Annotated in this window: 9 protein-coding genes; 4 read left to right on the top strand and 5 right to left on the bottom strand. The window is 72.3% G+C overall.

All coding sequences use genetic code 11. The features are described 5' to 3' along the window. Window positions 1-50 precede the first annotated feature (50 nt). Window positions 51-746 carry a response regulator gene (locus KBY47_RS35485; RefSeq protein WP_210928672.1) on the bottom strand — a complete coding sequence of 232 codons (696 nt, stop codon included), beginning with the start codon at window positions 744-746 and terminating at the stop codon, window positions 51-53. Next, window positions 743-2,359: a sensor histidine kinase gene (locus KBY47_RS35480; RefSeq protein WP_210928670.1), complete on the bottom strand. Its 1,617-nt coding sequence runs from the start codon at window positions 2,357-2,359 to the stop codon at window positions 743-745. Before KBY47_RS35480 ends, KBY47_RS35485 begins: the two co-directional genes overlap by 4 nt. Before the next feature lie 309 nt (window positions 2,360-2,668). On the opposite strand from KBY47_RS35480, the gene KBY47_RS35475 reads away from it, so the two are divergent. The 4 genes from KBY47_RS35475 to KBY47_RS35460 all read left to right on the top strand — a co-directional run bounded on the left by KBY47_RS35475 (window position 2,669) and on the right by KBY47_RS35460 (window position 7,314). Next, on the top strand, window positions 2,669-4,102 hold the full coding sequence (locus KBY47_RS35475; RefSeq protein ID WP_210928677.1) for a cation:dicarboxylate symporter family transporter: 1,434 nt from the start codon (window positions 2,669-2,671) through the stop codon (window positions 4,100-4,102). 74 nt (window positions 4,103-4,176) lie between these two features. After that, window positions 4,177-4,563 carry a MerR family transcriptional regulator gene (locus tag KBY47_RS35470; RefSeq protein WP_210928668.1) on the top strand — a complete coding sequence of 129 codons (387 nt, stop codon included), beginning with the start codon at window positions 4,177-4,179 and terminating at the stop codon, window positions 4,561-4,563. Continuing rightward, window positions 4,560-4,901, top strand: a complete 342-nt coding sequence (locus KBY47_RS35465) for a thioredoxin domain-containing protein (RefSeq protein ID WP_308405408.1) — start codon at window positions 4,560-4,562, stop codon at window positions 4,899-4,901. Before KBY47_RS35470 ends, KBY47_RS35465 begins: the two co-directional genes overlap by 4 nt. Before the next feature lie 178 nt (window positions 4,902-5,079). Then, window positions 5,080-7,314, top strand: a complete 2,235-nt coding sequence (locus KBY47_RS35460) for a UvrD-helicase domain-containing protein (protein WP_210928665.1) — start codon at window positions 5,080-5,082, stop codon at window positions 7,312-7,314. A 198-nt stretch (window positions 7,315-7,512) separates the two neighbouring features. On the opposite strand, the gene glgB is transcribed toward KBY47_RS35460, so the two are convergent. The 3 genes from glgB to KBY47_RS35445 all read right to left on the bottom strand — a co-directional run. Next, window positions 7,513-10,188 carry a 1,4-alpha-glucan branching enzyme gene (glgB, locus tag KBY47_RS35455; protein ID WP_210928661.1) on the bottom strand — a complete coding sequence of 892 codons (2,676 nt, stop codon included), beginning with the start codon at window positions 10,186-10,188 and terminating at the stop codon, window positions 7,513-7,515. A gap of 20 nt (window positions 10,189-10,208) precedes the next feature. After that, complete coding sequence (locus KBY47_RS35450; RefSeq protein ID WP_210928658.1) at window positions 10,209-11,606, bottom strand: phosphotransferase; 1,398 nt, start codon at window positions 11,604-11,606, stop codon at window positions 10,209-10,211. A gap of 86 nt (window positions 11,607-11,692) precedes the next feature. Then, the coding region (locus KBY47_RS35445; RefSeq protein ID WP_210928656.1) for an alpha-glucosidase C-terminal domain-containing protein at window positions 11,693-12,069 on the bottom strand (377 nt) is incomplete at its 5' end.

The following is a 12,069-nucleotide window of genomic DNA, read 5'->3' as shown; positions in this document are numbered from 1 at the left end:
GGGGGGTGGTGAGCGAGGTCGGGGGGCTGGGGTGACGTACGGCGGTGTCGTCAGCGGTTGGTCGCGCGGACCCAGCGGTAGACCAGTTCCGGGCGGCCCACCTGGCCGTACTGCGGGTTGCGGCCGGCGCGGCCCGTGTCCACCAGGTGTTCCAGGTAGCGCCGGGCCGTGATCCGGGAGATCCCGACCGCCTCCGCGAGCGCCGCCGCCGTGAGCCCTTCCTCCGATTCCCGCAGCGCGCCGGTGACCCGTTCCAGGGTGGGCCCGCTCAGCCCCTTGGGCAGCGCCACCGGCGCCGGGGCGCGCAGGGTGGCCAGGGCCCGGTCGACCTCGGCCTGCCCGCTGGCCTCACCCACCGTCTGCCGGAACTCGGCATAGCGCACCAGCCGGTCCCGCAGGGTCGCGAACGTGAACGGTTTCAGCACGTACTGCACGACCCCCAGCGAGACCCCCTCCCGCACGACCGCCAGATCCCGCGCCGACGTCACCGCTATGACGTCCGCGTGGTACCCGGCGGCCCGCAGGGTCCGGGCCAGCTGGAGCCCGTGCACGTCCGGCAGGTGCAGGTCGAGCAGGAGCAGGTCGACCGGCGTACGCTCCAGCGCACGCCGCGCCTCCGCGCCCGTGTGCGCCTTCCCCACCGCGACGAACCCCGGCACCCGGTCGACGTACATCAGATGCGCGTCGGCGGCGACCGGGTCGTCCTCCACGACCAGCACACGGATCGCCTCGCCCCCGCCGGTCATCGCTCCGCTCCCGTCCGGACCACGGCGCGCAGCGGCAGCCGCGCCTCGAACTCGGCCCCGCCGTCGTCGGCCGCCGTCACGGTCAGCACGCCCTCGTGCCGGTGCACCGCCTGCCGGACGAGCGCCAGGCCGAGGCCCCGGCCGCCGGGACCCGCCGGTTTGGTGGAGAAACCGCGCTGGAAGACCAGGTCGGCGTGGCCCGGGTCCACCCCGTCGCCGGAGTCCGACACCCGCAGGACCAGTTCCCCCTCGTCGGCGTGGGCGGTCACCGTGACCCGGGCCCGGACGCTGCCCTGCGCCGCGTCCACGGCGTTGTCGATCAGGTTGCCGAGGATGGTGACCAGGTCGCGGGCGGGCAGGTCGGCCGGGAGGAGCCCGTCGTCGAGGCCGCTGTCGCCGGACACCACCAGCTCCACGCCCCGCTCGTTGGCCTGTGCCGTCTTGCCCAGCAGCAGCGCGGCCAGCACCGGCTCGCTCACCGCCGCCACCACCTGGTCGGTGAGCGCCTGGGCCAGCTCCAGCTCGGCGGTGGCGAACTCCACGGCCTGCTCGGCGCGGCCCAGTTCGATCAGGGAGACGACGGTGTGCAGCCGGTTGGCCGCCTCGTGGGCCTGGGAGCGCAGGGCCTGGGTGAAACCGCGCTCGGAGTCCAGTTCGCCCATCAGCGACTGCAACTCGGTGACGTCGCGCAGGGTGACGACCGTGCCGCGGCGCTCACCGCCGGAGACCGGGGAAGTGTTGACGACCAGCACCCGGTCCGCGGTGAGGTGCACCTCGTCGACGCGGGGCTCGGAGGAGAGCAGGGCGCCGGTGAGCGGCGCGGGCAGCCCGAGGTCGGCGACCGAGAGCCCCACCACGTCCTCGGGCACCCCGAGCAGCTCCCGCCCGCCGTCGTTGACCAACGCCACCCTGTACTGCCCGTCCAGCATCAGCAGCCCTTCGCGTACCGCGTGCAGAGTGGCCTGATGGTAGTCGTGCATCCGGCTCAGCTCGGCCGCGTTCATGCCGTGGGTGTGGCGGCGCAGCCGGGCGTTGATGACGTAGGTGCCGACCGCGCCGAGGGCGAGCGCACCGGCCGCGACGCCGATCAGCGCGGTCAGCTGGCCCTGGACCCGCTTGCTGATCGCCTCGACCTTGATGCCCGCGCTGACCAGGCCGACGACCCGGTCGCCGTCGAGGACCGGGACGACCGCGCGGACGGACGGGCCGAGGGTGCCGGTGTAGGTCTCGGTGAAGCCGCGGCCCTGCACGGCGGGGGTGGTGTGGCCGAGGAAGCGCTGCCCTATCTCCTCCTCGCGGGGGTGGGTCCAGCGGATGCCCTCGGGGTTCATGATCGTGACGAAGTCGACGTCGGTGTCCCGCATGACGTCCAGGGCGTACGGCTGGAGGGTGGCCGTCGGGTCGGGGGTGCCGATGGCCGCCCGCACGGAGGGTGAGTCGGCGATGGAGCGGGCCACGGCCATGGCCTGGCGGCCCGCGGCCTCCTCGGTCTGGCTGCGGTCGCTGACGTAGGTGAACAGCGCGTACCCGGCGACGACCACCGCGATGAGCACGGCCTGCATCGCGAAGAGCTGCCCGGCCAGGCTGCGGGGACGGGGGAGGGTCAGGCGCATGCGGCCAGTGTGCACGGCGACCGGGCCGCTCCAGCAGGGCGGGCCGGAGGCGCGGGGCCCGGCAGGCGCGGCGGCGGTGCCGTCGCCGGTCTCCGGGGCTGCCCCGCCGTGCCGTGCGGCCGGACGCCCGGAAGACCCCGCTCACCTGCGTGGACGCGCTCGCGCCGGTGCCACGCGCCCCGACCCGCCGGAACGGCGCCGCGCGTGAACTAAATGAACGGAAGGGTGACCGCCCTCACAGGGCGCGACATAGTCACGGCGTTCCCCATCTCCCCGAGCCATCCCCCGGACGTGAGCCGCACGCCGGTGATGCCGACGAAGACGTCAAGGAGGGCAGCCGTGGCCGCCAGCACCCCCGATACGGCACCTGCCGCACCCCGCGTGAAGCGGGACCGCACCCATTACCTCTACATCGCGGTGATCATCGCGGTGGTGCTCGGCATCGCCGTGGGCCTGGCCGCGCCGGACTTCGCGGTCGAGCTGAAGCCGATCGGAACCGGGTTCGTCAACCTGATCAAGATGATGATCTCGCCGATCATCTTCTGCACGATCGTGCTCGGTATCGGTTCCGTCCGCAAGGCCGCCAAGGTCGGCGCGGTCGGCGGTATCGCGCTCGGCTACTTCCTGGTGATGTCCCTGGTCGCACTCGGCATCGGCCTGGTCGTCGGCAACGTCCTGGAGCCCGGCAGCAGCCTCGCGGTCACCGACGCGGTGCGCGAGACCGGCCAGGCCCAGGTGGAGGCCGAGGCCAAGGACACCACCGAGTTCCTGCTCGGCATCATCCCGACCACCATCGTGTCCGCGTTCACCTCCGGCGAGGTCCTCCAGGCCCTGCTGTTCGCCCTGCTCGCCGGGTTCGCCCTCCAGGCCATGGGCAACGCCGGGCAGCCGATCCTGCGCGGCATCGAGCACATCCAGCGCCTCGTCTTCCGCATCCTCGCGATGATCATGTGGGCCGCCCCGGTCGGTGCCTTCGGCGCCATCGCCGCCGTCACCGGCTCCGCGGGCGTGGACGCGCTCAAGAGCCTGGCCGTGCTGATGCTCGGCTTCTACGTCACCTGTGTGCTGTTCGTCTTCATCGTGCTCGGCGCGCTGCTGCGGATCGTCTCCGGCCTGAACATCTTCACCCTCTTCAAGTACCTGGGCCGCGAGTTCCTGCTGATCCTGTCCACCTCCTCCTCCGAGTCGGCGCTGCCGCGGCTGATCGCGAAGATGGAGCACCTGGGCGTCAGCAAGCCCGTCGTCGGCATCACCGTTCCGACCGGCTACTCCTTCAACCTCGACGGCACCATGATCTACATGACCATGGCGTCCCTGTTCATCGCCGACGCCATGGGTACGCCGATGTCGGTCGGTGAGCAGATCCCGCTGCTGCTGTTCCTGCTGGTCGCCTCCAAGGGCGCGGCCGGTGTCACGGGCGCGGGCCTGGCGACCCTCGCCGGTGGCCTCCAGTCCCACAAGCCCGCCCTGGTGGACGGCATCGGCCTGATCGTCGGCATCGACCGCTTCATGAGCGAGGCCCGCGCCCTCACCAACTTCGCGGGCAACGCGGTCGCCACCGTGCTGATCGGCACCTGGACCAAGGAGATCGACCGGGAGCGGGTGGGGCAGGTCCTCGCCGGACAGCTGCCCTTCGACGAGAAGACCCTGGTCGACGACCACGGGCACGGCGGCGCCCCGGCCGCCGACGAGGTGGCGGAGCAGCCGCGCCCGGGCGGCGAGAAGGAACTGGCCAAGGCCTGACCGACCGCACCCGGAGCACCCCTTGACGCCGACGTCTTGCCTTGACGTCGGCGTCAAGCCGTACGTTCGTCCGTATGCGAATCGGCGAACTGGCCGCCCGGGCCGGGACCACCACGCGGACGCTGCGGTACTACGAGTCCCGCGGCCTGCTGCCCGCGCGGCGCGACGGCAAGGGGCACCGGGCTTACGACGAGCACGACCTGGAGCTGCTGCGGCAGATCCGCACGCTCCAGGACTTCGGGTTCGACCTGGAGGAGACCCGGCCGTTCGTGGAGTGTCTGCGGGCCGGTCACCCCGAGGGCGATCTGTGCCCCGCCTCGCTCGCGGTCTACCGGCGCAAGCTGGGCGAACTCGACGGGCTGATCGACGAGCTGCGGGCGGTACGGGCGAAGATCGGGCTGCGGCTGGCCATGGCCGAGGAGGGACCACCACGGTGCGAACTGGGAGGGCGGGAGCTGTGAGCAAGGCGGCGGGTGTGGCCGAGGTGACGGACGCGGACTTCGAGGCGGAGGTGATCGGCGCGGACCTTCCGGTGCTGGTGGAGTTCACCGCCGGCTGGTGCCCGCCCTGTCGGCAGATGGCGCCGGTGCTGAGCGCGCTGGCGGCCGAGGAGGCGGGGCGGCTGAAGGTGGTGCAGCTGGACGTGGACGCCAATCCGGAGACCACCCACGCCTACAAGGTGTTGTCGATGCCGACCTTCCTGGTCTTCCGCGGCGGTGAGCCGGTGCGGTCGATGGTCGGGGCGCGGCCCAAGCGGCGGCTGCTGGAGGAGGTGGCTCAGGCGCTGCGACCGCGGTAACCGAGAAGCGCGCGAAAAAATCCCCCGGGCAATTGCGCCCGGGGGATTTCTCTGCGTATATTCAGCAGTTCGCGACTTCAGATATTCCGTCGCAGCAAGGCTTGAGTGAGCACAGTATATCCGGCCGGGAGCGGAATTGTCAAACGCCGATTCAAACCCTGAATTTCCTGACGATGAAATGCGCACGGAGCAGGAATTCATCGACGGGCTGTACGCACGTGTGGACGTGCTGCGCGGCGAGGCCGAGAGCGCGGTCACCGAGGCGCTCGCCCAGGGCGACAAGCCCATGCAGGCCCGGCTGGAGCGGGACATCCGGGTCGCGGAACGCTCGATGCTGCTCGCCGCGCTCAACGCCGTCGACGGCTCCCTCTGCTTCGGCCGCATCGACCTCACCTCCGGAGTCGACCACCACATCGGCCGCATCGGCCTGCGTGCCGACGACCCCGACCGCACCCCGATCCTGATCGACTGGCGCGCCGACGTCGCCCGCCCCTTCTACCTCGCCACCGGCCACACCCCGATGGACCTGCGCAGGCGCCGCCACATCGCCACCGACGGCCGCCGGGTCACCGCCCTGCACGACGAGATCCTCGACCTCGGCGACGCCACCCGCACCGGCCACGAGGACCCCACCGGCGACGCCGTCCTGCTCGCCGCGCTGAACTCCGCGCGCACCGGCCGGATGAGCGACATCGTCCAGACCATCCAGGCCGAACAGGACGAGATCATCCGCGCCCCGCACCAGGGCGTCCTCGTCGTCGAGGGCGGCCCGGGCACCGGCAAGACGGCGGTCGCCCTGCACCGCGCCGCGTACCTGCTCTACGAGCACCGGGAACTGCTCGCCAAACGGGCCGTGCTGATCGTCGGCCCCAACCCGGCGTTCCTCGGCTACATCGGCGAGGTGCTGCCCTCCCTCGGCGAGACCGGCGTGCTGCTCGCCACCGTCGGCGAACTCTTCCCCGGTGTGAAGGCGACCGCCACCGACAGCCCCGAGGCCGCCGCCGTCAAGGGCCGCGCGGAGATGGCCGACGTGCTCGCCGCCGTCGTACGCGACCGGCAGGCGCTGCCCGACCCGGTCATCGCGATCGAGCACGACCGGGAGATCCTCATGCTCGACGACGGACTCGTCCGCGTCGCCCGCGAGCGCACCCGCGACACCAAGCTGCCGCACAACGCCGCCCGCGAACACTTCGAGGGCCACATCCTCAACACCCTCACCGAGCTGTACGCCGAATGCATCGGTACCGACCCCTACGACGGCTCCAGCCTGCTCGACGCCGCCGACATCACCCAGATCCGCGACGACCTCGCCGAGAACCCCGAGGTCTGGACGGCCGTCGACCAGCTGTGGCCGGTGCTCACCCCGCAGCGGCTGGTCGCTGACTTCCTCGCCGAACCGGACGGGTACGTCGACGAGGCCGACGCCGCCGCGATCCGCCGCCCGGTCACCCGCCGCTGGACGGTCGCCGACGTACCGCTCCTCGACGAGGCGGCCGAACTCCTCGGCGAGGACGACCGGCGCGCCCGCGCCCGCGCGGCCCGCGAGTGGGAGACCCAGGTGGCCTACGCGCAGGGCGTGCTCGACGTGTCCTACGCGTCCCGCACCTATGAGTTCGACGACAAGGAGGAGGACGACCCGGAAGCCTCCGAGGTGCTGTCCGCGCACGACATCATCGACGCCGAGCGGTTCGCCGAACGGCAGGAGGAGGACGACCACCGCAGCGCCGCCGAGCGCGCGGCGGCCGACCGCACCTGGGCGTTCGGGCACATCATCGTCGACGAGGCGCAGGAGCTGTCCCCGATGGCCTGGCGCCTGCTGATGCGGCGCAGCCCCACCCGGTCGATGACCCTCGTCGGCGACCCCGCGCAGACCGCGGAGGCCGCCGGGGTCGGGTCCTGGGCGGAGATCCTCGCCCCCTATGTCGAGGACCGCTGGGAGCACACCCGCCTCGGCGTCAACTACCGCACCCCCGCCGAGATCATGGACCTCGCGGCGGCGGTCGTCCGGGCGGAGCAGCCCGGCTTCGAACCCCCGAGTTCCGTACGGTCCACCGGGGTACGTCCCTGGATCCGCGCCACCGACGACCTGCCCGGCGCGGTCGCGAAGGCGGTCGCGGAACTGGCCCCCGCGGAGGGGCGGCTCGCGGTGATCGCGCCGCGTGAGCTGCACCGGGTGCTGGCGGCGCGGCTGGACGGGGTGACGGCGGGGGCGGAGCCCGATCTCACGCGGGGCGTGGTGCTGCTGGATCCGCGGCAGGCGAAGGGGCTGGAGTTCGACTCGGTGCTGGTGGTGGAGCCGGGGCGGTACGGGACGAGTGACCTGTACGTCGCGCTGACGCGGGCGACGCAGCGGCTGGGTGTGCTGCATGAGGGGGCGTTGCCGGCGGGGTTGGCCGAGGCCGCCTCGGCATGACCTGACCGCCCGGGGACTCCGCCCCCGGACCCCGGGCCTATGCCCACCCCACCACCCGACGCGGTGGGTCGAGAGGTGACCCAGCGGTGGGTCTCGGCCGGGCGGCCGGGAAGTGGCCCTTGGCCCACCCTCCAGCCCACCGCGTCGGGTGGTGGGTGGGCATAGGCCGGGGGTCTGGGGGCGGAGCCCCCAGGGGGGTCACGCCGGGCGCAGCCACACCGTGGACAGGGGCGGCAGCGTCAGGCGGATGCTGGCCGCGCGGCCGTGCCAGGGGACCGGCTCCGGCTTGACGGGGTCGGGACGCGTGACCCCCGCACCCCCGTACCGCGCCGCGTCGGTGTTCAGCACCTCGTGCCACGCGGGCACGTCATCGGGAACCCCGAGCCGGTACTCGTCCCGCACGACCGGCGAGAAGTTGGACACCGACAGCAGGGCGGAGCCCTCCGCGTCGAGACGCAGGAACGCGAGGACGTTGTCGTCCGCCGCGTCCCCCACCACCCACTGGAAGCCCTCCGGATGGGTGTCGCGCTGCCAGAGCGCCGGAGTCGCCCGGTACACGGTGTTCAGGTCGCGCACCAGGTCCCGTACGCCACGGTGGTCCGGCTCCGCGCCGTACGCCGGGTCCAGCAGCCACCAGTCGGGGCCGTGCGCCTCGGACCACTCCGCGCCCTGCGCGAACTCCTGGCCCATGAAGAGGAGCTGCTTGCCCGGGTGGGACCACATGAAGCCCAGGTAGGCGCGGTGGTTGGCGCGCTGCTGCCACCAGTCGCCCGGCATCTTCGAGACCAGGGAGCGCTTGCCGTGGACCACCTCGTCGTGGGAGATCGGCAGCACGTAGTTCTCGCTGTACGCGTACACCATCGAGAACGTCATCTCGTTGTGGTGGTACTTGCGGTGCACGGGCTCGTGGGCCATGTACTGGAGCGAGTCGTGCATCCAGCCCATGTTCCACTTCAGGCCGAAGCCCAGGCCCCCGAAACCGCTGGGCCCCTTGTGGTGGGTGGCGCGTGTGACGCCGTCCCACGCCGTGGACTCCTCCGCGATGGTCACCACCCCGGGCGCCCGGCGGTAGACCGTCGCGTTCATCTCCTGGAGGAACGCCACCGCGTCCAGGTTCTCCCGGCCGCCGTGCTCGTTCGGCACCCACTGGCCCGGCTCGCGCGAGTAGTCCAGGTAGAGCATCGAGGCGACCGCGTCGACGCGCAGGCCGTCGATGTGGAACTCCTCGCACCAGTACACCGCGTTCGCCACCAGGAAGTTCCGCACCTCCCTGCGGCCGAAGTCGAACTCCAGCGTGCCCCAGTCCGGGTGCGCCGCCCGCAGCGGGTCCTCGTGCTCGTACAGCGGCCGCCCGTCGAACTCCGCCAGCGCCCAGTCGTCGCGCGGGAAGTGCGCGGGCACCCAGTCCATCAGCACCCCGATGCCCGCCCGGTGCAGGGCGTCCACCAGGTACCGGAAGTCGTCGGGGGTGCCGAGGCGGGCCGTCGGCGCGTAGAAGCCGGTGACCTGGTAGCCCCAGGAGCCGCCGAACGGGTGCTCGGCGACCGGCATCAGCTCCACGTGGGTGAAGCCCAGGTCCTTGACGTACGCGGGGAGCTGTTCCGCCAGCTGGCGGTAGGTCAGCCCGGGGCGCCAGGACGGCAGGTGCACCTCGTACACGGAGAACGGCGCCTCGTGGGGGGAACGACCCGCGCGGGTCGCCATCCACTCCTCGTCCCGCCACTCGTGGTGCGCGGCGCACACCACTGACGACGTCGCGGGCGGGGCCTCGGTGCGGCGGGCCAGCGGGTCAGCGCGCAGGGTCTTCGAGCCGTCCGGGCGGGTGATCTCGAACTTGTACAGCTCGCCCTCGCCGATCGAGGGCACGAACAGCTCCCACACACCGGACGAGCCGAGCGACCGCATCGGGAAGCCCGTGCCGTCCCAGAAGTTGAACGTGCCCGCCAGCCGGACGCCCCGCGCGTTCGGCGCCCACACCGTGAACCGGGTGCCGGTCACGCCCTGGTGCGTCATCGGCTCCGCGCCGAGCGCCCGCCACAGCTGCTCGTGCCGTCCCTCACCGATCAGGTACAGGTCGAACTCGCCGATCGCGGGCAGGAAGCGGTACGCGTCCTCCGTCTCCTGGACGGACCCCTCGTACGCCACCAGCAGCCGGTACTCCGGGACCTCGCGCAGGGGCAGCAGCCCGGAGAAGAAGCCGTCGCCGTCGTCGTGCAGCTCGGCCCGCAGCTCCCCGGCGACGACGGTCACCGACAGGGCGTACGGGCGGAAGGCCCGGAACACCACCCCGTCGGGTCCGGGGTGCGCACCGAGGACCGCGTGCGGGTCGTGGTGCGTACCGGTCAGCAGCCGCTCGCGGTCGGAGTCGGGGAGGGCGGGGGAGAAGGTGGGGGAGAAGGCGGGGGTCCTGGACGGGGACTTCCGCGTGGTCTTTCCGGCGGTGCCCTTTCCGGTGGTGGTCTTCCTGGCGGTGGTGGTCTTCTTCGCGGGGGTCTTCTTCGCCGCGCTCTTCTTGGGAGCCGCCTTCTTGGTGGCCGTCTTCTTTGCCGCGGTCTTGGCGGTCGTCTTCTTGGCGATCGTCTTCTCGGCAGCGGTCTTCTTGACCGGTGCCTTCTTCGCCGGTGTGTTCTTCTCGGCCGCCTTCGCCGTCGCCGTCTTCTTCGCCGGGGCCTTCCTCGCGGGCGCCTTCTCCCCCGTGGCCTGTTTCGCCACGGTCTTCTTCGCGGTCGTCTTCTTGGCGGCCGTCTTCTTGCCGGTGGCCTTCTTCGCCGAGGCCTGCGCGGGCACCGTCGGCTTCTCGACGGGCGTTTCCACTGCCTTGTCGTCGGCCGGTGCGTTCGGGCTCGAACCGCTGGACGGGGAGCGGGGGGTCACGGACGGAGCCTCCTAGTGGGTCAGGTCGGTTGCGGTGCGGCCAGGCGGCGTACCGCCGACAGCGGTACCGGGAGCCAGTCGGGCCGGTGCCGGGCCTCGTAGACCACTTCGTACACCGCCTTGTCGGTCTCGTAGGCGCGCAGCAGCACCGGGTCGGTGCGCGGGTCGCGGCCGGTTATCTCGGCGTACCCGGAGCAGTAGGCCGCCCGGCAGGTATCGGCCCAGCCGGACACCCGGGGCTGAACCGAATGGGCCGCGTAGTCGAAGGAGCGCAGCATCCCGGCGATGTCGCGGACCACCGGCTGCGGCATCCGCCGTTCGGCGAGCGGCTTGGCGGGCTCGCCCTCGAAGTCGATCAGCCACCACTGCCCGGAGGGGGAGCGCAGGCACTGTCCGAGGTGCAGGTCGCCGTGGATGCGCTGGGCCGTCCAGGTGCATCCGTCGGCGGCCAGGTCGGCGAGTGCGGTGAAGGCGGTGCGCAGCTCGGGGACGTAGGGCCGGAGCGCGGGGACCGCCTGCGCGGCGGCGTCCAGCCGCTGGGTCATGCCGTCGACGAGGACGTCCAGCTGGGGCGGGCCCAGGGTGAGGGTGGGCAGCGCGCGGGCCAGCGCGGTGTGCACCTCGGCGGTGGCCCGGCCGAGCGCCCGCGCCTCCGCGCCGAAGTCCTGGCCCTTGGCCAGCTCCCGCAGGGCCAGCTCCCAGCCGTCGGCCGCGCCCTGGAGGTAGGGCTGGAGCACGCCGAGGACGTACGTCTGGCCGGACAGCTCCGCCGACATCCATCCGGCCGGTGGCGGCACCCGGGGGCAGCCCTCGTGGGCGAGGGCGAGCGGCAGCTCCAGGTCGGGGTTGACGCCGGGCACGATCCGGCGGAGCAGCTTCAGGATGAACGTATCTCCGTAGACGACGGAGGAGTTGGACTGCTCGGCGGTGCCGACGCGGGGCACCAGGCCGGACCGGATCTCCAGCCGGCCGTCCCGTTCGAAGCGCAGCCCGCCGATGCGGGCCTGGGTGCGCAGGGCCTCCAGGAGCACGTCGGCGGGCCGGGGGTCGTACAGGGCTTCGTACACCGTGCGTCCGGCGAGCGGACCGTCGGTCACATGGCCGATCAGCGCGGGCGCCAGCCGGGGCGGCAGCGCCTCGCGCGCCCCTATGAGGAGCTGGTAGCAGTCGCCGGGGGCGGGCGGGGCGCCCTGGGCGGGGGAGAGGGGCTGGTGGACCTGGACGAGCAGGTGGTGGAGGCTGAGCTTGCCCCCGGCGGGGAGCAGCTCGGTGGCCGCCACCAGGGTGAACCCGGCGACCGGACGCCCCTTGCCCGCGAACCAGCGTTGTCGTGGCAGCCATTCGCGCAGGAGCGGGTCGAGCGACACGAGGAGGCCGGGGCTGGTTGTCGTGACGGGGCGGGTGACGGCGTCCGACATGGCGTGCGTCCTTTCCCCGGGGGCGAGGTCGGGGGTTACTCATGCGTGCCCAGGGCGGGACGGCGGAAACCGCCCCGCGCCGGGTTCTAGACGGTGGCGTCCTTGCGGAGCCGGAACCAGTAGAAGCCGTGGCCCGCCATGGTCAGCAAGTACGGCAGTTCGCCGATGGCCGGGAACCGCACCCCGCCGATCAGCTCGACGGGGTGGCGTCCGGTGAACGCCCGCAGGTCCAGCTCGGTCGGCTGGGCGAAGCGGGAGAAGTTGTTCACACAGAGCACCAGGTCGTCGCCGTGCTCGCGGAGGAAGGCCAGCACGGCCGGGTTGGAGGACTGGAGTTCGGTGTAGGAGCCCAGGCCGAAGGCGGGGTTCTGCTTGCGGATCTCGATCATGCGGCGGGTCCAGTGCAGCAGCGACGAGGGCGACGCCATCGACGCCTCGACGTTGGTGACCTGGTAGCCGTAGA

The organism is Streptomyces sp. B93 (assembly GCF_018070565.1).
In the GTDB taxonomy this organism is placed as follows: Bacteria; Actinomycetota; Actinomycetes; order Streptomycetales; family Streptomycetaceae; genus Streptomyces.
The sequence above is the reverse complement of the archived record's forward strand: the minus strand, read 5'-3'. Positions and strand labels throughout refer to the sequence as shown.

Coding starts and splice junctions, on each gene's coding strand:
- KBY47_RS35485 (WP_210928672.1), bottom strand. CDS start 746: ATGACCGGCGGGGGCGAGGCGATCCGTGTGCTGGTCGTGGAGGACGAC.
- KBY47_RS35480 (WP_210928670.1), bottom strand. CDS start 2,359: ATGCGCCTGACCCTCCCCCGTCCCCGCAGCCTGGCCGGGCAGCTCTTC.
- KBY47_RS35475 (WP_210928677.1), top strand. CDS start 2,669: ATGCCGACGAAGACGTCAAGGAGGGCAGCCGTGGCCGCCAGCACCCCC.
- KBY47_RS35470 (WP_210928668.1), top strand. CDS start 4,177: ATGCGAATCGGCGAACTGGCCGCCCGGGCCGGGACCACCACGCGGACG.
- KBY47_RS35460 (WP_210928665.1), top strand. CDS start 5,080: ATGCGCACGGAGCAGGAATTCATCGACGGGCTGTACGCACGTGTGGAC.
- KBY47_RS35450 (WP_210928658.1), bottom strand. CDS start 11,606: ATGTCGGACGCCGTCACCCGCCCCGTCACGACAACCAGCCCCGGCCTC.